The sequence below is a fragment of the Citrobacter sp. KTE30 genome, assembly GCF_000398825.1.
Lineage (GTDB): Bacteria > Pseudomonadota > Gammaproteobacteria > Enterobacterales > Enterobacteriaceae > Citrobacter > Citrobacter freundii.
In genome coordinates this window covers 3755454-3775471 of record NZ_KB976055.1, presented here as the reverse complement: position 1 = coordinate 3775471, position 20018 = coordinate 3755454, and the positions used below count along the sequence as shown (strand labels likewise).

The 20018-nt window shown below is 52.9% G+C and carries 17 protein-coding genes and 1 tRNA gene; 15 read left to right on the top strand and 3 right to left on the bottom strand.

Going from position 1 to position 20018, the window contains the following annotated elements:
- The first annotated feature begins 7 nt into the window (after positions 1-7).
- Positions 8-1525, top strand: a complete 1518-nt coding sequence (gene lysS, locus WC1_RS05305) for a lysine--tRNA ligase (RefSeq protein WP_003026911.1) — start codon at positions 8-10, stop codon at positions 1523-1525.
- 77 nt (positions 1526-1602) lie between these two features.
- On the opposite strand, the gene idi is transcribed toward lysS, so the two are convergent.
- Entirely contained in the window at positions 1603-2157 is a 555-nt protein-coding gene (idi, locus tag WC1_RS05310; RefSeq protein ID WP_032948043.1) for an isopentenyl-diphosphate Delta-isomerase, read from the bottom strand.
- 166 nt (positions 2158-2323) lie between these two features.
- On the opposite strand from idi, the gene actS reads away from it, so the two are divergent.
- Both actS and WC1_RS05320 read left to right on the top strand, forming a co-directional pair.
- Positions 2324-3082 carry an amidase activator ActS gene (gene actS / locus WC1_RS05315; protein ID WP_016150941.1) on the top strand — a complete coding sequence of 253 codons (759 nt, stop codon included), beginning with the start codon at positions 2324-2326 and terminating at the stop codon, positions 3080-3082.
- A gap of 79 nt (positions 3083-3161) precedes the next feature.
- Positions 3162-3235: transfer RNA gene (locus WC1_RS05320), tRNA-Gly, on the top strand.
- A 32-nt stretch (positions 3236-3267) separates the two neighbouring features.
- Here WC1_RS05320 and WC1_RS05325 read toward each other — a convergent pair.
- Positions 3268-3804: a GNAT family N-acetyltransferase gene (locus tag WC1_RS05325; RefSeq protein WP_003033852.1), complete on the bottom strand. Its 537-nt coding sequence runs from the start codon at positions 3802-3804 to the stop codon at positions 3268-3270.
- 816 nt (positions 3805-4620) lie between these two features.
- Between WC1_RS05325 and pgaA the strand changes: the two genes are divergently transcribed.
- The 6 genes from pgaA to WC1_RS05355 all read left to right on the top strand — a co-directional run bounded on the left by pgaA (position 4621) and on the right by WC1_RS05355 (position 11545).
- Positions 4621-7083: a poly-beta-1,6 N-acetyl-D-glucosamine export porin PgaA gene (gene pgaA / locus WC1_RS05330; RefSeq protein ID WP_016150940.1), complete on the top strand. Its 2463-nt coding sequence runs from the start codon at positions 4621-4623 to the stop codon at positions 7081-7083.
- Positions 7084-7092: 9 nt separating this feature from the next.
- Complete coding sequence (gene pgaB, locus WC1_RS05335) at positions 7093-9114, top strand: poly-beta-1,6-N-acetyl-D-glucosamine N-deacetylase PgaB (RefSeq protein WP_016150939.1); 2022 nt, start codon at positions 7093-7095, stop codon at positions 9112-9114.
- Positions 9111-10445: a poly-beta-1,6-N-acetyl-D-glucosamine synthase gene (gene pgaC / locus WC1_RS05340; protein WP_003033859.1), complete on the top strand. Its 1335-nt coding sequence runs from the start codon at positions 9111-9113 to the stop codon at positions 10443-10445. The genes pgaB and pgaC overlap by 4 nt, the downstream gene beginning before the upstream one ends.
- Positions 10442-10948 (top strand): poly-beta-1,6-N-acetyl-D-glucosamine biosynthesis protein PgaD, encoded by a 507-nt coding sequence (gene pgaD, locus WC1_RS05345; protein ID WP_003033860.1) that lies wholly within the window; start codon positions 10442-10444, stop codon positions 10946-10948. Before pgaC ends, pgaD begins: the two co-directional genes overlap by 4 nt.
- An 82-nt stretch (positions 10949-11030) precedes the next feature.
- Positions 11031-11261: a 4Fe-4S mono-cluster protein YjdI gene (yjdI, locus tag WC1_RS05350; protein WP_003033864.1), complete on the top strand. Its 231-nt coding sequence runs from the start codon at positions 11031-11033 to the stop codon at positions 11259-11261.
- An 11-nt stretch (positions 11262-11272) separates the two neighbouring features.
- Positions 11273-11545 (top strand): GNAT family N-acetyltransferase, encoded by a 273-nt coding sequence (locus WC1_RS05355; RefSeq protein ID WP_003033869.1) that lies wholly within the window; start codon positions 11273-11275, stop codon positions 11543-11545.
- Between the two features lie 42 nt (positions 11546-11587).
- Here the strand turns inward: WC1_RS05355 and WC1_RS05360 are convergent, their stop codons facing one another.
- Positions 11588-12517 (bottom strand): LysR substrate-binding domain-containing protein, encoded by a 930-nt coding sequence (locus tag WC1_RS05360; RefSeq protein ID WP_003033874.1) that lies wholly within the window; start codon positions 12515-12517, stop codon positions 11588-11590.
- 390 nt (positions 12518-12907) lie between these two features.
- Here WC1_RS05360 and WC1_RS05365 point away from each other — a divergent pair, with 390 nt between their 5' ends.
- The 6 genes from WC1_RS05365 (at position 12908) to WC1_RS05390 (ending at position 20016) form a co-directional block, all read left to right on the top strand.
- Complete coding sequence (locus WC1_RS05365) at positions 12908-13513, top strand: ankyrin repeat domain-containing protein (protein WP_003033877.1); 606 nt, start codon at positions 12908-12910, stop codon at positions 13511-13513.
- 126 nt (positions 13514-13639) lie between these two features.
- A complete protein-coding gene (locus WC1_RS05370; protein WP_016150938.1) occupies positions 13640-14428 on the top strand; it encodes an oxamate carbamoyltransferase subunit AllH family protein in 789 nt (262 codons plus the stop codon).
- On the top strand, positions 14406-15953 hold the full coding sequence (gene fdrA, locus WC1_RS05375) for an acyl-CoA synthetase FdrA (protein ID WP_016150937.1): 1548 nt from the start codon (positions 14406-14408) through the stop codon (positions 15951-15953). The genes WC1_RS05370 and fdrA overlap by 23 nt, the downstream gene beginning before the upstream one ends.
- Positions 15953-17371 (top strand): YlbE family protein, encoded by a 1419-nt coding sequence (locus tag WC1_RS05380; RefSeq protein WP_016150936.1) that lies wholly within the window; start codon positions 15953-15955, stop codon positions 17369-17371. The genes fdrA and WC1_RS05380 overlap by 1 nt, the downstream gene beginning before the upstream one ends.
- Before the next feature lie 117 nt (positions 17372-17488).
- Positions 17489-19039 (top strand): hypothetical protein, encoded by a 1551-nt coding sequence (locus WC1_RS05385; protein ID WP_003840986.1) that lies wholly within the window; start codon positions 17489-17491, stop codon positions 19037-19039.
- A gap of 26 nt (positions 19040-19065) precedes the next feature.
- Positions 19066-20016 carry a carbamate kinase family protein gene (locus WC1_RS05390; protein WP_016150935.1) on the top strand — a complete coding sequence of 317 codons (951 nt, stop codon included), beginning with the start codon at positions 19066-19068 and terminating at the stop codon, positions 20014-20016.
- The last annotated feature ends 2 nt before the right edge of the window (positions 20017-20018 follow it).

Genomic DNA, 20018 nt, shown 5'->3' with positions numbered 1-20018 from the left:
AACCAACATGTCTGAACAACACGTACAGGGCGCTGACGCGGTAGCCGACCTTAACAATGAACTGAAAACGCGCCGTGAGAAGCTGGCGAGCCTGCGTGAGCAGGGGATCCCGTTCCCGAACGATTTCCGTCGCGATCATACCTCAGACCAACTGCATGCTGACTTCGACGCGAAAGAAAACGAAGAGCTGGAAGCGCTGAACATTGAGGTATCCGTTGCTGGCCGTATGATGACCCGTCGTATTATGGGTAAAGCATCATTCGTTACGCTGCAGGACGTTGGCGGCCGTATTCAGCTGTACGTTGCTCGCGATGACCTGCCGGAAGGCGTCTACAACGAGCAGTTCAAAAAATGGGATCTGGGCGATATCCTCGGCGCGAAAGGTAAGTTGTTCAAGACCAAGACCGGTGAGCTGTCTATCCACTGCACCGAACTGCGTCTGCTGACCAAAGCGCTGCGCCCGCTGCCGGACAAATTCCACGGTCTGCAGGATCAGGAAGCGCGCTATCGTCAACGTTACCTGGATCTCATCTCTAACGATGAATCCCGCAATACCTTTAAAGTGCGTTCACAGATTATGGCTGGCATTCGTCAGTTCATGGTTGCTCGCGGCTTTATGGAAGTAGAAACCCCGATGATGCAGGTGATCCCAGGCGGTGCGGCAGCGCGTCCGTTTATCACTCATCATAACGCGCTGGATCTGGACATGTACCTGCGTATCGCGCCGGAACTTTACCTCAAGCGTCTGGTGGTTGGCGGCTTCGAACGCGTATTCGAAATTAACCGTAACTTCCGTAACGAAGGCATCTCTGTTCGCCATAACCCAGAGTTCACCATGATGGAACTCTACATGGCTTATGCGGACTACAAAGATCTCATCGAACTGACTGAATCTCTGTTCCGTACGTTGGCGCAGAACGTTCTGGGAACGACTGAAGTGCCTTACGGTGAAGAAGTCTTCGACTTCGGTAAGCCGTTTGAAAAACTGACCATGCGCGAAGCGATTCAGAAATACCGTCCGGAAACCAACATGGCCGATCTGGATAACTTCGACTCTGCAAAAGCGATTGCTGAATCTATCGGCATCAAAGTTGAGAAGAGCTGGGGTCTGGGCCGTATTGTGACCGAGATCTTTGAAGAAGTTGCAGAAGCGCACCTGATTCAACCAACCTTCATTACCGAGTACCCGGCAGAAGTTTCTCCGCTGGCGCGTCGTAATGACGAAAACCCGGAAATCACCGATCGCTTCGAATTCTTCATCGGCGGACGTGAGATCGGTAACGGCTTCAGCGAGCTGAACGATGCCGAAGATCAGGCGCAGCGTTTCCAGGATCAGGTTAACGCCAAAGATGCGGGTGATGACGAAGCGATGTTCTACGACGAAGACTACGTTACCGCTCTGGAACACGGTCTGCCGCCGACTGCGGGTCTGGGCATTGGTATCGACCGTATGGTTATGCTGTTCACCAACAGCCACACCATCCGTGACGTGATCCTGTTCCCGGCGATGCGCCCGGTTAAGTAAGATGTGAAATGCCGGATGGCGGCTGACGCCTTATCCGGCCTACGATTCGTTATGTAGGCCAGATAAACGTAGCGCCATCAGGCAATAATTTGTTGGCAGTAATTCTGCAACAGCGCACGCGCTTCTTTGTTTGCAACCTGCATTACCATCCACGGGCTGAAAGCCCACGGCGTCGCGTCAATCCCGCTTAAGACATCCTCAAGATTGCTCCACTGGCAATCCATCACTTCATCTGGGTTTAGCTGTAGCTCACTGACGATATGTGCGGCATAAACCGGACATACTTCGTTTTCAACTATTCCACTCGGGTCCGTGGCGCGATAACGAAAATCAGCGTATACGGGGGTGAGCAAGTTGATATCTGCACCCAGTTCGAAGCGAGCCCGGCGGACAATAGCAGCTTCGTTGGTTTCACCTAACTGCGGGTGACCGCAGACAGAGTTGGTCCAGACACCTGGCCAGGCTTTTTTGTGCAGCGAGCGGCGGGTGACCAGCAGTTGGCCCTGCTCGTTAAATATCCAGCACGAGAAAGCGGAGTGCAGGGGGGTTGTGGCGGTATGCGCCGCATACTTCTCCAGCGTTCCGCAGGGTTGGTCCTGCTCATTCAATAAAATGACATGTTCCTGTCGCATAGCGTCCACCATCAATCTTAAGCACTCACATTATATGCTTAATTAAGTCAGAGTGATTAACAGAGGGTGTGAAATGCCAGAGCCGCCGGTTCGTTGCGCGATATGATTTGGCATCCGGTTTCTGGCTGCTATGATAAAGCGTCTGAAAATGTTGCGAGGTATTGTTTTGAGTGCAGGACGCCTGAAGAAAAATGGCCTGGGTATCGTGATGCTGCTGTGTGTCGGTCTGCTGTTAGCGGGCTGTTCCGGGAGCAAGTCGTCTGATACAGGAAGTTATTCCGGCTCCGTGTATACCGTGAAGCGGGGAGATACGCTATACCGTATTTCGCGCGCCACCGGTACCAGCGTGAAAGAGATCGCTCGCCTGAATAATATTTCACCGCCCTATACCATTGAAGTGGGGCAAAAGCTGAAGGTCAGCGGCGGCGCGAAAACCAGTTCTGGAGCTGGCAAAACAACCAAGAAATCCTCAACCAAAACGGCGGCGGTCAGACCATCTTCTTCTGTGCCGCAGTCGTCCTGGCCACCAGTAGGGCAACGTTGCTGGCAGTGGCCTGCCAGCGGTAAGGTGATCCTGCCTTATTCTACGGCGGACGGCGGCAATAAGGGCATTGATATCTCAGCTGCGCGCGGTACGCCGATTTATGCGGCCGGAGCAGGGAAGGTGGTTTATGTCGGTAATCAGCTGCGGGGCTACGGTAATCTCATCATGATTAAGCACAGTGAGGACTACATCACTGCGTATGCGCATAATGACACCATGCTGGTGAACAACGGTCAAAACGTGAAGGCCGGGCAGAAGATAGCGACGATGGGCAGCTCGGATGCGACGACGGTGCGCCTGCATTTCCAAATCCGCTACCGGGCAACGGCTATCGATCCGCTGCGTTATTTACCGCCGCAGGGGAGTAAGCCAAAATGCTGACGGTGAATTAATCGCCAGTCAGTCTGTTAGTCCCTTGCCAAGAAGAGCGTAAGGTTTATAATCCCTTACGCACTTCAATGCGGGCGTAGTTCAATGGTAGAACGAGAGCTTCCCAAGCTCTATACGAGGGTTCGATTCCCTTCGCCCGCTCCAAAACTCTCTCCTGTAGTTATTCTTTATAAATGTTAAATAGCGACACCGAAATCCGGTGGTAGTGTGCTGTTACCTTCACCCAGATTACGTTGTAGCAATACCGTGTCGAGCCATAGTCCATGTTTGAAGCCAATGTTTTTCAGTGTGCCGATTTCCGTAAATCCGGCCTGCTGATGGACTTTTAACGATCCCTGATTATTGCTGTCGCCGACGATGGCAATCAGTTGCCGATAGCCCTGTGCTTCAGCCCAGCCGATCACATGACGCAGTAAAGCTTTTCCTACACCCTGACGCTGAGCAGTTGGGGCAATATAAATCGAATCCTCAAGGGTATAGCGGTAGGCATAACGCTCGCGATAGCGGGTGAGGTAGCAATACCCGATGACCTTATCTTCCTGTAGCGCGACGACCCACGGCAGCCCGAGGCTGCGGATTTTTTCCAGACGAGCAAACATCTGGTGAGCATCCGGAGGGTCGGTTTCAAAACTGCCGGTACCGTGAAGAACATGATGTGCATAAATATCGCGTATGGCGGGGATGTGCTTTTCTTCTGCGTTAACGATTTTCATTGACCGGCTCCCATTGGCGTCTTTGCCCAGATTACCTGAAAGACTAAGGGGAAGGTAAGTGCAAAAAATTATGCTTCGATCAGTTGCTTGCAATGCTAATAGGCTTTCATATTGTAAGGGGAAATAATTGATTGTGGTTGATGTTGTCAATAATACGCAAGGTTGGTAAATACATTAACGCGTAGAGTAATACACAATTACTTGTGCACGTCTTCGAGCGTGTATCCAAATACCACTTATGGTAGGTTTCGAAAAATGATGAAGAAAGTTATTTGATTTCAATGTGTTGTTTCTGTATCTAATTCTTCTTGCGCCTGTACTCTTATTTTCATTTCATTGGCCCTGTTTGAGCCCTAAAAATTAAGTTATATTTTGTTGTTAGCAGAGAGCCTATTATCAGATTTTTCTCTATTCATCTCTCAAAATAGTTACCATGCAAACAGTTGCGCGGTGTAGCTATGCTAACCAGCAATAGTAAGCATCGTCACATTATGTCACCGGGCAAACTTTGTTTAAATCCAGAATTCAATCCCAAGAGTATTAGGATTATTTAGTCTAAAATACTTTTTTGACTAAGACTTTTCTTATTACGTAGCCATGAACTACATGGAGTGATAAAATTCCCGAGTTTATGCCTCCTGCTCAACGATTAGAGGACGCGGTGCGGGTAGTCAATAAGACGAAAGAATTAATTGCTTTATAACCCTATTACGAAATAAGCGGCAGTGCATCTTACATGGTCGGCAATCGTCAGGGATTGACCTTAACTTATTGAAAACGCTTATTTTTACTCTGATGTAAGATATAAGGGCAGATATGTTCAGTATGCGTCGACATGCCAACTTCATTAAACGTTTTAAGTCCGTAAGCTGTTTATTTACGGCCAGCATTCTTTTCCCTATGCAAATCTCTGCTGCGGTATCTGATTATGATGCTTTGGTTATTGAAGCGCGGGGGGGGAATAGTGCGCCGCTATTGCGCTACCTTGAGGATCAGGGAAAGAAAAGTGCGCTAACGCCAAACCAGGTTGCCGACTGGCTGCAAGTTTCCAGTTGGGTTGAGAACAACGATAAAACAACAATTGAAATCTGGCAGCGGTATCGTGGGCAGATGGATGTACCTGCACGGGGAAAAGTCGCCGCAGCGCGTGCGTATCGTAACCAGAAAAACTGGAATGATTCATTGGCGGTGTGGGAACGCGTTTTACAGGAAGAACCTGATAACGTGGATGTACGCACCGGCTGGATAATGACGCTGGCAGATGCGCGCTACAATCAGCAAGCCCTTACCGAAGCGAATAAATGGGCTCAGGCGCATCCGGGGGCTGATTCCGATGCGCTACTTGCCTATGTCTATCACTCTCAGGGGAAAAACTGGGACGCGCTGTTGGTTGCCAGCCTGGCGGATGACGTCGATCCTGGCAACAAAAATGCAAAATCCACGCTGCTGTCTGCGCTGTCAGCGAACCGTGTTTCCGGACCAGCCTTAAATATGGCGGAAGTCGTACCCACGGCAGATCCGGTGAAGCGTCGCCTTGAGCTTGATGCGGCGGCTGAAATGGTCCGATCCTCTTATACGTCCGCACGTAATGAAGAAGAACGTTTTATCGTAGCAGATAAAGCGCTGGCCCGTTATGACCAGTTGTTGGCGGCCTGGAAAGATGAGCCGTCTGCGCAGAATGATGTCCGCCGGGCGAGAATAGACCGTATGGGTGCCCTATTGGTGCGTAAACGTACTGCCGAAGTGATCGAGGAATATGAGTCCCTTTCCGCAAGCGGCGAAGTACCAAACTACGCAAAACGTTGGGTGGCATCAGCATGGTTAAGCGAGCGTCAGCCGGAAAAAACCGAAGCGATGTTGGCGAGCATCTACTACCCGAATGGGCCTATTCCGGTGACGCCGCTCAGTCCAGAGGATCAACAAGATCTGTTCTATGCACACATTGATAATGAAAACTTCGATGCTGCCAAAAAACAAGTCGATGATTTGATCAAAGAGAGTCCTTATCTGCGGCGTATCTATGGCTCGCCAACACCGCAGCCTAACGATAACTGGCTGCTCGGACAGTCGCTGCTGACGCAATATCATATCGCTGCAAATGAACTGCCAGAGGCAGAAAAGCTCGCAGAGCATCTGGCACGAACAGGCTCCGGTAACCAGGGACTGCGCATTTCCTATGCCTCTGTGCTTGAAGCGCGTGGATTGCCGCATGCGGCGGAGAAAGAGCTTAAGCTGGCGGAAGTGATTGAGCCAAGCAACCTGGAGCTGGAGCGTCAGCAGGCTTACGTTGCGCTGGATCTCCAGGAATGGAAGCAGGTCGATGAACTGACGGATGACGTTATTGCCCGTAGCCCGGATGATGAAGCGACGCTGCGCCTCGCGCGTATTCGTGATGTCCACAAAATGTCGGAAGTGCGCATTAGCGGCACGCAGGGGATCTCGTCCGATAGCCCGGTCAGCGGTAAGAATGACTTCAACATCAACACGGCTATTTACAGTCCGCCGATTAATGACAACTGGCGACTGTTTACTGGATTCAACTTCGCTACCGGTGAATTTGAGGAAGGGAAGGGCATCAGCCGCGATCTGGCGGCGGGTGCAGAATGGACTTCCCGTGATTACTGGGCGGAAATGGAAGTGTCTGGCCGAAATTATGGCGATGGTCAGAAGATTGGTGGGCGTCTATCCGGCTGGCATGACTTTAATGACAACTGGCGCGTAGGCGGTTCGGCCGAGCGCTTGTCGCGTAATACGCCATTGCGCGCGCTGCGTAGCGGTGTGTATGCCAACGGCGGCGATATGTTCGTTCGCTGGTATCAAAACGAACGACGTGAATATCAACTGTCGTTTGCTGCATCACATTTCTCAGACGGTAACGATCGCATCGAATACGGACTCAGCGGAAAAGAGCGCATCTGGACCACGCCTCGCTTCACGCTGGACTTTACGCCGGGCATTGGCGGGAGCACCAACACCAAAGAGAATGTGCCGTATTACAACCCGAAGAGTGATTTTTCGGTTGTCCCTGGCCTGAGCGCAGAGCAGGTTCTTTACCGCCACTATGATACCGTCTGGACGCAGCAAGGTCTGGCAGGCGTAGGTGGCTACTGGCAGCAAGGTGAAGATGCAGGCGCTATCGTCCAGGTAGGATACGGACAACGGCTTAAATGGAACAACGTCGTAGATGGCGGGGTGATGCTGATTTGGGATAAACGCCCCTATGACGGTAAACGTGAGCGGAATATCTCCCTCGCTTTCGATTTAAATGTCAGGTTTTAAGGATTGTTCATGCTGAAAAGATGCCTGTGGCTTAGCGCATTAATCGCTGGCTGGTTGATGATTACCGCGTGCAGCAGCGCGCACAATACAACGCCTCGCTATGTTCCTCCTGGGGAGAGAACACCGCTGACGGCGGATCATCAGTGGCCGAAAAATAGTTTCCTGGTACTGGGTTATCACGATGTTGAAGATGGTGCTGCCGACCAGCGTTACCTCTCTGTGCGTACCAGCGCGTTGAGCGACCAAATGGCCTGGCTGCGTGATAATGGCTATCAGCCGATCAGCGTGCAGCAAATTCTGGATGCCCATGACGGTAAAATTGTACTACCGGAAAAAGCGGTATTACTCACCTTTGATGACGGGTATAGCAGTTTTTATACCCGCGTCTGGCCATTGCTGAAAGCCTACAACTGGCCTGCGCTCTGGGCGCCAGTAGGCAGTTGGGTTGATGCACCAGCCAACAAAAAAGTCGATTTTGGCGGCTTAATGACAGCGCGAGATAAATTCGCCACCTGGAAAATGGTCGAAGAAATGGGGAAATCGCCGTTGGTGGAAGTCGGTGCGCACACCTGGAACTCGCACTTTGGCGCTGAGGCCAATCCGCAGGGGAGTAAAGAGCCAGCTGTAGCGAACCGCCTGTATGATAAGAAAACTGGCACTTACGAAACGGACGAACAGTACACGCGACGTATAAACACGGATATTTCTCTGATCACTAACAAGATAAAATCGGTGACCGGGAAATCGCCGCGCGCGTGGGTATGGCCGTACGGCGCAGCCAACGGCACGACGTTAAACCTGGCCAAAGAGCATGGCTATAAGATGGCCTTTACGCTTAATGAAGGGTTGGCGAATGCCGCGTTTCTCGATGATATTCCGCGCGTGCTGATCTCTGATAACCCATCCCTTAAGCGCTTTGCCAGTCAGGTCGCTCAGGTCCGTGAGCCACAGACGATGCGCGTGATGCATGTCGATCTGGATTACGTGTATGACAAGGACCCTGCTCAGCAGAAGCGAAATATCGATAAGCTGATCCAGCGCGTTTATGACATGCGTATTTCTCATGTCTTCCTGCAGGCGTATGCCGACCCTAAAGGTGACGGGAATATTCGTGAGGTCTATTTCCCCAACCGCTGGCTGCCGATGCGTGCCGATCTCTTTAACTATATCTCCTGGCAATTACAAACGCGGGCAGGGGTGACGGTATATGCCTGGATGCCGGTTCTGGCTTTCGATCTCGACGCGTCTATTCCACGCGTAACCGCATGGGATCCGAAAACGGGACGTACTGCTATCAATCACGAGAACTATGTCCGCCTTTCACCCTGGAGCAGCGAAGCGCGTCAGCGCATCACTGAAATCTATGAAGACCTGGCGAAACATGCCAGTTTCAAAGGTATTTTGTTTCATGACGATGCTTTCCTGACGGACTTTGAAGATGCGTCACCGGAGGCGTTAGCCGCTTACCGCGCCGCAGGGCTTCCGGGAAGTATTGAGCAAATCCGTAGCAACCCTCAGACCTTTGAGCGCTGGACGCGCTTGAAAAGTAAGAAGCTGATCGACTTCACCAAACAGCTGACTCAGTCTGTGCGTAATATTCGCGGTCCACAGGTGCAAACTGCGCGCAATATTTACGCCATGCCGGTACTGGAGCCTGAAAGTGAAGCCTGGTTTGCACAAAACCTGAATGATTTCCTCAATACCTATGACTGGACGGCGCCGATGGCGATGCCATTCATGGAACAGATCCCGGCCAATGATGCCAACGCATGGCTTGACCGACTGGTGAATGCCGTTGCACAAAACCCTGGAGCGCTGGATAAAACCGTGTTTGAACTGCAGGCACGAGACTGGCGTAAATCCGGGGATCAGGCTGAAATCAGCGGAAAACAAATAGCCGAATGGATGCGCCAGCTGAAATTAAGCGGTGCAGGTAACTACGGCTATTACCCGGATGATTTCATCAGCGACAAACCTGAGATGTCAGAGATTCGCTCGACGTTCTCCTCATACTGGTATCCGCAAAAATGACCGATCGCATTATTGCTTTCCTGATACTTTGCCTGATGTTCAGCCTGCCGTTTGGCGTGGCTGTCATCTTTACAGGTGAAGTGATGTTGAACTTCGTCTTCTTCTGGCCTTTGTTCATGTCTGCTTTGTGGATAAGCGGCGGAGTCTATTTCTGGTTTTACCGTGAACGTCACTGGAAATGGGGAGATGACACGCCACCACCGACCCTGCCGGGGAATCCACTGGTTTCCATTCTGATCCCCTGTTTTAACGAAGGGATCAACGCGCGTGAAACCATTGAGGCCGCACTGGCACAGCGATATAAGAATATCGAAGTGATTGCCATCAACGATGGTTCAACGGATGACACTCACGACGTGCTGGAACAACTGGCAGTGGAATACCCCAGCCTGCGGGTGATTCATCTGGCTGAAAACCAGGGCAAAGCGCTGGCGCTCAAGACCGGTGCGGCCGCGGCGCGCAGCGATTACCTGGTGTGCATTGATGGCGATGCGTTACTGGATCGTGATGCCGTTGCCTATATTGTGGCTCCGCTAATCCAGTTCCCACGTGTTGGCGCAGTGACGGGGAACCCGCGTATTCGAACCCGCTCTACGTTAATCGGTCGTGTGCAGGTCGGTGAGTTCTCTTCCATTATCGGTTTAATTAAGCGTACTCAGCGAGTCTATGGGCAGATCTTTACCGTTTCAGGCGTAGTTGCGGCGTTTCGTCGTCGCGCGCTGGCCGAGGTCGGTTACTGGAGCCCGGACATGATCACTGAAGATATCGATATCAGTTGGAAGCTGCAATTGCGCCACTGGTCGGTATTCTTTGAGCCGCGCGCACTGTGTTGGATCCTGATGCCAGAAACGTTAAAAGGGCTGTGGAAGCAGCGTTTGCGCTGGGCGCAGGGTGGTGCAGAGGTGTTTATCGTTAACATGCGTCGTCTGTGGTCGTGGGAGTTCCGTCGCATGTGGCCGCTGTTTCTTGAGTTTTGTTTTTCTACCGCCTGGTCGTTTGCCTATGCGATTAGTATCGTGCTGTTCCTGTTAGGGCTGATGATCCCGATGCCGGACTCGCTGTATGTGCAGCATCTGTTCCCGCCAGCCTTCACCGGACTTATCCTCGGCGTGGTGTGCTTGCTGCAGTTTGCGGTGAGCCTGATGATTGAACGACGTTATGAAAAAGGCATTGGCGCCTCGTTGTTCTGGATTATCTGGTTCCCGGTGGTGTACTGGATGCTAAGCCTGTTCACCACGCTGGTCGCGTTCCCGAAAGTGATGCTCAAACGCAAACGCGGCAGAGCGCGTTGGGTGAGTCCTGACCGTGGAATTGGGAGGATCGAATCGTGAATCAGCCACTGATCTTTACGGAGCGGCGTCTGCTGCCTCGCATTATCGATGTGTTGTTGACGCTCATCGCCTGGGTTGGTTTCTTATACCTGATCTATAAAGGATTGATCACGGCCCTGGCGCATTCACCGTATATGGGGGTGCGACCCTTTTTCACCACGCTGGATACGGTCACGTTTTATATCCTTGTCGCCCTGGTCAACGGCCTGGTGCTGATTGGCTGGGCTAAGTACAACCAGTTTCGTTTTCGGGTGGAACGCCGCAGTCGCAGACCCGGGCTGGAAGACCATGAGCTGGCAGAAAGTTTGCGTATTACCCGGGAGCTGGTTACGGAACTGAACAAGGCGAGGGTGCTGACGGTCCACCATCATGAGAATGGCGAAATCAGTCATATCGATGTGGATAGGGATATTGCCGATAACCGCCTCCCGCCGCCAACGCCTGCGATGCTGGAGTATTTGCCACCAGAGCAGCAGCCGTCGTTGCAGAACAGGCCCGAGTGATATTTCTGCTTTCAGCAGCTTCCTTCAGCCTCGCATAGGTCTATGATTAGACCCAGACAATAAAAAAATGTGAGGCAATGTCGTGGATAAGGAACTACTGGATGCAGGTTACCGGGCCTATACCGGCGAGAAGATTGACGTCTATTTCAACACGGCGATATGTCAGCATTCGGGCAATTGCGTGCGGGGAAGCGCGAAACTGTTTAACCTGAAACGTAAACCGTGGATCATTCCGGATGAAGTGGATGTCGAGACGGTCATCAAGGTCATCGATACCTGTCCGAGCGGTGCGCTGAAATATCGCCAGAAATGAGTGAGGGGACCATGGAAATTCTTGCAGGCCACAACAAGTTTTATGTCAATGATGCTGAGGGCAACCAGGTTGCCGAGATAGTATTTGTGCCGACGGGCGAGCATCTGAGCATCATTGAACATACCGATGTCGACCCCAGCCTGAAAGGTCAGGGCGTCGGCAAACAGCTGGTGGCGAAAGTGGTAGAGAAGATGCGCGCTGAAAACCGCAAAGTTATTCCGCTGTGCCCGTTTGCCAAACATGAATTTGATAAAACCCGCGAGTACGACGATATCCGCGCCTGATCATCTTATGTGTACCGGAAGGTATAACAGCCATCCGGTTCATCACTCCCGATGCAGCAGATCCTGATAAATCCCCGTCAGTATCCCTTGTGGCCCAAACTCTTTTTTAATCCACTGAGTTACACGACCGGTTGCCGAATGCTGGGTGGCCAACAGCATTCGTGAATCCTGACGCGGGTTGTGGATCTGCCGCGTCACCAGCAACGACTTTTCCATCGCCTCGCGCACCATGTAGTCCGGTAGAAAACCGATGCCTTCACCCAGGATCTGGCACTGGCACTTGGTATTAAAATCGGGAACCAGAATCGACTCCTGTCCGTGTAACAGCCAGCCGACCTTCTTGTTGATGGTGTGTGCGGTGTCTTCCACCATGATGTTTGGGTACAGGCGTAACTGGCTCTCAGAAATGGGTTCCGGCATAAAGGCGAGGGGATGATCCGGGGCAATCGCAAACGACCAACGGATCGCGCCGATCTCGGTGTAATCAATTCCGCCGCCATCCAGTAACGTATCGGGCGCGCCAATGGCGATATTAGCCAGGTTGTTGATGATCGAATCCCAGACGCCGTTATACACCTCGGTGGTGACGGTTATCTGGCAGGTTGGAAACTGTTTCTTGAGTACCTGCAGCAGCCGCGCTGTATGTTGAGGGGTATACAACAGCTGGTTAATGCAGATGCGTACCCGGGCTTCAATGCCCTGAGCGATGGTATCAATACTGCGCTTGATGGCGTGGAAATCGTTGAGCAGGTCGGTCGCCTTGCGAAACAGGTAGCGCCCGGACTCGGTCAGTTCAATGCTGCGAGTACTGCGGGTAAACAGCACCACGTCGAGACCCATTTCCATGCGCTTAATGGTGTAACTAATTGCCGATGTGGTTAAGCCAAGCTCTTCAGCCGCCTTGCTAAAGCTGCTGTAACGGGCTGCCATCGTAAACGCCAGCAGGTTTTCCTCGGTAAATATTGAATTCATCTTTCTCCCTTCCGGCGACAATGCGCATCCGCAACACGATGATTGTTGAATGTATTTGTAATCCTTATACAGAGCAATCAGTTTTGAACAAAATTTAACACTAGTTTTACATTTGATTTGAAGGCAATCACACTTCTGTATTTTAATTGCAGGCCGCTATCCGTGCAGCATACCGCCTGATTCACCGGACTACTGATTAGTGGCTAAAAGGGCCCCAGCCATAAGGGAAAGATTGCACTACAGCACGTTTTGTTCTCATTGTTAAAATTGATTCAATAATCGATGCGCTTACGATGAATGAAATTTAAGCGGATGTTATTCTCCGCACTCTGTTGCTATTCTCAGGTTATCGGATATTTAAAAAGTCTAAAAAACTGCAGGAGAGCGATTATGTCAGAGAAAGAACTCATTACTGAATTTCTGCTGGCGGCAGAACAGGGCAATGCCGATGGATTAAAATCCTGTCTGGCAAAAAATGTGGATATTAATGCCACTAACCGCCAGGGGCGTACTGCCATTATTATTGCCAGCCTGAATAAACATTATGACTGTGTTTCTTTATTGATTGCTGAGGGTGCCGATATTAATAAACAAGATCAAACTTGTTTTAACCCCTTCCTGATTAGCTGCCTGACGAATGATTTAACGCTGTTGCGTACGGTATTACCGGCTAACCCAGACCTTAATTGTCTGAGCCGTTTTGGCGGGGTCGGTATTACGCCAGCCAGCGAAAAAGGCCATGTCGAGATCGTGCGTGAGCTGCTGCTGCGTACCGATATCAATGTCAACCATACTAATTTTGTTGGCTGGACGCCGCTCCTGGAAGCCATCGTACTTAATGACGGTGGCGCGAAGCAGCAGGAGATCGTTAAGCTGCTGCTCGACCATGGCGCAAATCCGCACATGACGGATAAATACGGTAAAACCCCGCTGGAACTGGCGCGAGAGAAAGGGTACCACGAAATTGCCGAGCTGCTGATTGCGGCCGGAGCCTGACACAGGAGCGCCATTATCGCTACGCCATCACGGCGATGCGTACGGGCGCTAACCGCAGACAGCGCGTTTCTCACTTTCCGGGGAACGGGACGGGTTGAACAGGTTTTTTCCCACGCGGTAAACCTGTTGATACCTGAACAGCAGCGGCTGCTGACGTTACTGAGTGAAGATTGTGATAACGCACCTAACAGCTGTCGGCTGGCGCTGACGCATTGTGAAGACCTGTTTCACTCCGGTGAGCTGGTCAATTTTAGCGGGTCGGGAATAGTTGTTGGCAATGATAAATGGATAGAAACCGCCGGTTGCCTGCTGTGGCGAATACCACGGTGGACATCTGATGCAGCAAGTCTTGCCACAGTCGGCTGGCAGCATTGGGAAGAGGTTATCCGCCAACAGCTAAGAAGCGACGACACATTATTTCTGTATCAGGGTGACAATCCGTTTTTTCAGGAAATCACCCGTCAATTACACAACCGCCGACAAACATTACTGACGGCGTTGCGTACAGGAGAAAATATCTCTACAGCGGTCAGTCATTTAATTGGTTTGGGGATTGGTCTGACGCCCTCATCGGATGATTATTTAGTGGGCCTAAGCACTATTCTATTTATTCCCGGGCATCCGTTGAGGAAATATCGTGAAGATTTTTTAGCAGCTTTACAATGTGCCGGAAATAATACGACGCTACTCAGCAAAATAACGTTAGAGGAAGCTTTTCATCAGCGTTATCGGGAAAGCGTTGGACGGCTGCTGAACCAATTTATTACTGAGCAACAACCCGTTTCTACGCAATATATTACTGACATTAAAAATATTGGCTCAAGTTCTGGCTGCGACATGCTGTATGGCATGGCGGATGCCTGCGCCCTGAGCCACAGGTCCGGAGGGAATTATGTCGATCAGGATAGTTGTTAAAAAGAACACGTATTTTGATTCTGTCTCACTGATGTCTATCTCCACGCGCGCAAATAAGCTCGATGGTGTTGAGCAGGCGTTCGTAGCTATGGCGACAGAAATGAATAAGGGCGTGCTGAAGAATCTCGGCCTGCTCACGCCTGAGCTGGAAGAGGCGAAGAGTGGCGATCTGATGATTGTCATTAAAGGCGCGAGCGACGAAGCAAACGCGCAAACGCTGGTGGCGATTGACGATCTGTTTACGCATAAAGAGCAGGGTGGCCAGCACGAAGCGCGCTATGCCACGCTCGCCAGCGCGAAGAAGCACGTTCCCGACAGCAACCTGGCGGTGATCTCGGTCAATGGCCTGTTTGCCGCGCGTGAAGCGCGTCAGGCGCTGCAAAATAACCTCAACGTGATGTTGTTCTCTGACAACGTCTCTCTTGAAGACGAGCTGACGCTTAAGCAACTGGCGCACGAAAAAGGACTGTTGATGATGGGGCCAGACTGCGGAACCGCCATCATTAACGGCGCGGCGCTGTGTTTTGGCAACGCAGTGCGTCGCGGCAACATCGGAATTATTGGTGCGTCCGGTACCGGTAGCCAGGAGCTGAGCGTACGCATTCACGAGTTTGGCGGCGGAATTTCTCAACTGATTGGCACTGGTGGACGCGATCTGAGTGAGAAGATTGGCGGCCTGATGATGCTTGACGCGATTGGCATGCTGGAGGCCGATCCGCAAACTGAGATCATCGCGCTTATCTCTAAACCTCCTGCGCCAGCGGTGGCGCGCAAGGTGCTGGAACGTGCGCGCGCCTGTCATAAGCCCGTGGTGGTGTGTTTCCTCGGACGTGAAGCCGCGCCTGCGGATGAAAAAGGCCTACAGTTTGCCCGCGGTACTAAAGAGGCGGCGTTGAAAGCGGTACTGCTGACCGGCGTGAAAAAAGAGAGCCTGGATCTGCATCCGCTCAACTGGCCGCTGATTGAAGAGGTTCGTGCCCGTCTGACCCCGCAACAAAAGTACATCCGTGGCTTGTTCTGCGGTGGCACGTTGTGCGATGAGGCGATGTTTGCTGCCATGGAAAAACATGCCGAAGTTTACAGCAACATTCATCCGGATCCGGCGTTCCGCCTGCAAGATCTCAACCGCAGCGTGGCGCATACCTTCCTCGATTTCGGTGATGACGATTTTACCAACGGTAAACCGCACCCGATGATCGATCCCACCAACCGCATTAGTCGTCTGTTGCAGGAAGCGCGCGATCCTGAAGTCGGCGTGATCGTGATGGACTTCGTCCTTGGTTTTGGATCGCATGAAGATCCGGTTGGCGTGATGCTCGACGCGATCGTTGAAGCCAAAGCGATCGCCGCCGCAGACGGTCGTCCGCTTGAGATCCTCGGCTATGTGCTGGGGACCGATCTTGATACGCCGTCGCTGGAAAGACAATGTCAGATGCTGACTGATGCGGGCGTTATCTGGGCGAGCAGTAGCACCAACACCGGATTGCTGGCGCGTGAATTTATCTGTAAAGGGGAGGAAGCCTGATGAGCCAGACACTGTTTAACCAGCCGCTGAACGTGATTAACGTCGGTATCGCGATGTTCAGCGATGACCTGAAAAAGCAGAACGTTCCCGTGACCCAGCTCGACTGGACGCCGCCGGGTCAGGGCAACATGCAGGTGATTGCTGCACTGGACGAGATTGCCGATTCGCCGCTGGCAGACAAAATCGCTGCCGCTAACCAGCAGGCGCTGGAACGTATTATCCAGTCGCATCCGGTGCTGATTGGCTATGACCAGGCAATCAATGTCGTGCCGGGGATGACCCGCAACACCATCCTGCATGCCGGGCCGCCGATCCGCTGGGAAAAAATGTGCGGTGCAATGAAGGGCGCGGTAACCGGGGCGCTGGTGTTTGAAGGACTGGCGAAAGATCTGGATGAAGCTGCCGAACTGGCCGCCTCGGGTGAAATTATCTTCTCACCATGTCACGAGCATGACTGCGTTGGCTCGATGGCGGGTGTGACGTCAGCGTCGATGTTTATGCACATCGTTGAGAACAAAACCTACGGCAACCGCGCATATACCAATATGAGCGAGCAGATGGCGAAGATCCTGCGTATGGGCGCGAACGATCAGAGCGTTATTGATCGTCTGAACTGGATGCGTGATGTGCTGGGACCGATGCTGCGCGACGCCATGAAGCTGGCGGGAGAAATAGACTTGCGCCTGATGCTGGCGCAGGCGCTGCACATGGGCGATGAGTGTCATAACCGCAATAACGCCGGGACGGCGCTGCTGATTCAGGCGCTGACGCCGTGGATTATTCAGACCGGCTATCCCGTTGAGCAGCAGCGTGAGGTGTTCGAGTTCGTCCTCAGCAGCGATTACTTCTCCGGGCCGACCTGGATGGCGATGTGTAAAGCCGCAATGGACGCCGCCCACGGCATTGAATACAGCACTGTGGTGACGACGATGGCGCGAAACGGTGTTGAGTTCGGTCTGCGCATCAGCGGCTTACCGGGTCAGTGGTTTACCGGTCCGGCGCAGCAGGTGATTGGCCCGATGTTTGCGGGCTACAAGCCGGAAGATTCCGGACGTGATATTGGCGATAGCGCGATCACCGAAACCTACGGCATTGGCGGTTTCGCTATGGCGACGGCGCCGGCCATCGTGGCACTGGTGGGGGGTACGGTCGAAGAGGCCGTTGATTTCTCTCGCCAGATGCGTGAAATCACTCTCGGCGAAAACCCCAACGTCACCATTCCACTGCTGGGTTTTATGGGCGTACCGACCGCTATCGATATTACGCGCGTGGGCAGCACCGGCATTCTGCCGGTGATTAACACCGCAATTGCGCACAAAGATGCGGGGATCGGCATGATCGGCGCCGGAATAGTCCACCCGCCGTTCGCCTGTTTTGAAAAGGCGATCCTCAACTGGCGCGACCGCTACTGCCAATAACAACAATCGGGGCTAACGCGGTTAGCCCCACAGTAGCGAAGCGAAAAACGTTGCTTACCTGCAGGGCTGGGCGATCTCCGCGATCGCAAACGATGCTTAACCTGTTAAGGATATTCCATGAACAGCATAAAACTAGAATGGAAACGTGGTGACTGGGCAGCTTACTTTGGGCTGATGACCAACAACCTGACTAACCTGCTGACAATGATGGGGCTGCTCATTTTTGTCGTCGGGATCCCTACTGAAATTGTCTATGGTCGCATTGCGCCTGCCTTTGGTCTGGCGGTGCTGGTGGCCAGCGTCTGCTACGCCTGGTTTGGCCTGCAGATGGCAAAACACACCGGGCGTAAAGACGTGACGGCGCTGCCGTCCGGACCGAGCGCACCGTCAATCTTTACCGTAACCTTCCTGGTACTGATGCCGGTTTATCAGCAAACCAAAGATGCCAACTTTGCTATCCAGATAGCCCTGGTGTGGTGCTTTGTCGAAGCGTTGATCCTGGTCGGCGGCTCCTTCCTGGGCGAGACCATCCGCAAGATGATTCCACGTACGGTACTGCTTTCTTGTCTGTCCGGCCTGGGACTGTTGCTGCTGGCGATGAACCCGATGCTGCAGGCATTCGAAGCGCCGACCGTCTCTTTCATCGTCCTGTTGCTGATCTTCATTAACTGGTTCGGTAAGAAGCCGATTTTTGCCCGCATTCCTACCGGCTTGCTGCTGCTGATTGCCGGTACGGCCCTGGCGTGGATCTCCGGTTTACAAAGCCCGGAGGCCATTAAAGCGTCGATGTCTTCCTTTGGCTTCAACCCGCCGGAAATTCATGTCGACAGCTTCTTGCAAGGTTTGCCGCATGCACTGCCGTATCTGGCTTCTGCGGTTCCTCTGGGTCTGGCGAACTACATTTTCGACCTTGAGAACATTGAAAGTGCGCACGCGGCGGGGGATGAGTACAACACCCGTAAGGTGATGATGGCGAACGGCTTTGCCTCCATGCTCGGCTGCATGCTGGGCAACCCGTTCCCGGTGACCGTGTATGTTGGGCATGCGGGCTGGAAAGCGATGGGCGCCAGTATCGGCTATACCCTCGCTTCAGGCATCACCATGTTCCTGGTACCGCTGTTTGGCCTGGGCGCGTTTATGCTCGCCATTATTCCGATGACTGCGATAGTGCCGATTCTGGTGTTTATCGGCGTGGTGACCGCCAACCAGGTGGTGCGAGAAACGCCCAAAGTCGAGGTTCCCGTTATCTTCATCTGCCTGTTCCCGTGGATCGCTAACTGGGCATTGACCATCGTTAACAGCGTGATGGGCGCCGCCGGAACATCCGCGGGGAAACTGGGTAGCGACTTACTGCACAGCAAAGGTGTCTATTACGACGGACTGGTGCATCTGGGAAGCGGCGCGCCGCTGGCCAGCATGCTGTGGGGCTGCGTCGCTATCTTCGCCATTATGAATAAGCCGCTGCGCGGGGCGATTGCCGCAGCCTTTGGGGCACTGTTATCGCTGTTTGGCGTGATCCACTCCCCGGCAGTTGGCTTTGCTGAGGGCAGCTCGATGATGTTTGTTGTGGCCTACCTGATGATGAGCGGCATGTTTGTCCTCAAGCATGTTCTTGATAGCCGTGAAGCGGTGACTGCGCCTGAGCAGGAACCGACGAAAACGACCTGAATCGCCTGTAAGCGGAAGATAACACTATGAAAGAACTTGTGGTCGTTGCCATTGGCGGCAACAGCATTATCAAAGATAACGCCAGCCAGTCGATTGAGCACCAGGCTGAAGCGGTGAAGGCGGTGGCGGATACGGTGCTGGAGATGTTGGCATCGGACTACAACATTGTGCTTACGCACGGTAACGGGCCGCAGGTGGGGCTGGATCTCCGACGTGCGGAAATCGCGCACGAGCGTGAAGGGTTACCGCTTACCCCGCTGGCAAACTGCGTCGCCGATACGCAGGGGGGCATCGGCTATTTGATCCAACAGGCGCTGAACAACCGTCTGGCGCGGCGCGGCGAGCAGAAGGCAGTCACGGTGGTCACGCAGGTGGAGGTCGACAAAAACGATCCGGGCTTTGCTAATCCGACCAAGCCTATCGGGGCGTTCTTTAGCGCAGTGCAGCGCGATGAGTTGCTGCGGGTCAATCCAGGCTGGCGCTTTGTTGAGGATTCGGGGCGTGGCTACCGCCGGGTTGTGGCTTCCCCTGAACCAAAACGTATTGTTGAAGCAGAGGCGATCAAAACGCTGACTCAGCAGGGGTTTGTGGTGATTGGTGCGGGTGGTGGTGGCATCCCGGTGGTGCGTAGCGATCAGGGGGATTACCAAAGCGTGGATGCGGTGATTGATAAAGATCTCTCCACGGCGTTGCTGGCACAGGAGATCCGTGCCGACATTCTGGTGATCACCACCGGCGTCGAGCAGGTCTGTATTCATTTTGGCAAACCTAACCAGCAGGCGCTGGATACGGTGGATGTCGCCACGATGACCCGTTACATGCAGGAGGGACATTTCCCGCCGGGCAGCATGTTACCCAAGATTGTTGCCAGCCTGGCGTTTCTGGAGCGTGGCGGTAAACGAGTGATCATCACCACGCCGGAATGCCTGCCCGCCGCACTGCGCGGCGAAACGGGCACCCATATTGTCCATTCCTGAGA

Bases quoted from the DNA above. Each gene is read 5' to 3' on its own strand.
- fdrA (WP_016150937.1), top strand. From the start codon at position 14,406: ATGTCGATCAGGATAGTTGTTAAAAAGAACACGTATTTTGATTCTGTC.
- lysS (WP_003026911.1), top strand. From the start codon at position 8: ATGTCTGAACAACACGTACAGGGCGCTGACGCGGTAGCCGACCTTAAC.
- WC1_RS05325 (WP_003033852.1), bottom strand. From the start codon at position 3,804: ATGAAAATCGTTAACGCAGAAGAAAAGCACATCCCCGCCATACGCGAT.
- WC1_RS05385 (WP_003840986.1), top strand. From the start codon at position 17,489: ATGAACAGCATAAAACTAGAATGGAAACGTGGTGACTGGGCAGCTTAC.
- pgaC (WP_003033859.1), top strand. From the start codon at position 9,111: ATGACCGATCGCATTATTGCTTTCCTGATACTTTGCCTGATGTTCAGC.
- WC1_RS05360 (WP_003033874.1), bottom strand. From the start codon at position 12,517: ATGAATTCAATATTTACCGAGGAAAACCTGCTGGCGTTTACGATGGCA.
- WC1_RS05380 (WP_016150936.1), top strand. From the start codon at position 15,953: ATGAGCCAGACACTGTTTAACCAGCCGCTGAACGTGATTAACGTCGGT.
- pgaA (WP_016150940.1), top strand. From the start codon at position 4,621: ATGTTCAGTATGCGTCGACATGCCAACTTCATTAAACGTTTTAAGTCC.
- WC1_RS05365 (WP_003033877.1), top strand. From the start codon at position 12,908: ATGTCAGAGAAAGAACTCATTACTGAATTTCTGCTGGCGGCAGAACAG.
- WC1_RS05355 (WP_003033869.1), top strand. From the start codon at position 11,273: ATGGAAATTCTTGCAGGCCACAACAAGTTTTATGTCAATGATGCTGAG.
- pgaB (WP_016150939.1), top strand. From the start codon at position 7,093: ATGCTGAAAAGATGCCTGTGGCTTAGCGCATTAATCGCTGGCTGGTTG.
- idi (WP_032948043.1), bottom strand. From the start codon at position 2,157: ATGCGACAGGAACATGTCATTTTATTGAATGAGCAGGACCAACCCTGC.
- WC1_RS05390 (WP_016150935.1), top strand. From the start codon at position 19,066: ATGAAAGAACTTGTGGTCGTTGCCATTGGCGGCAACAGCATTATCAAA.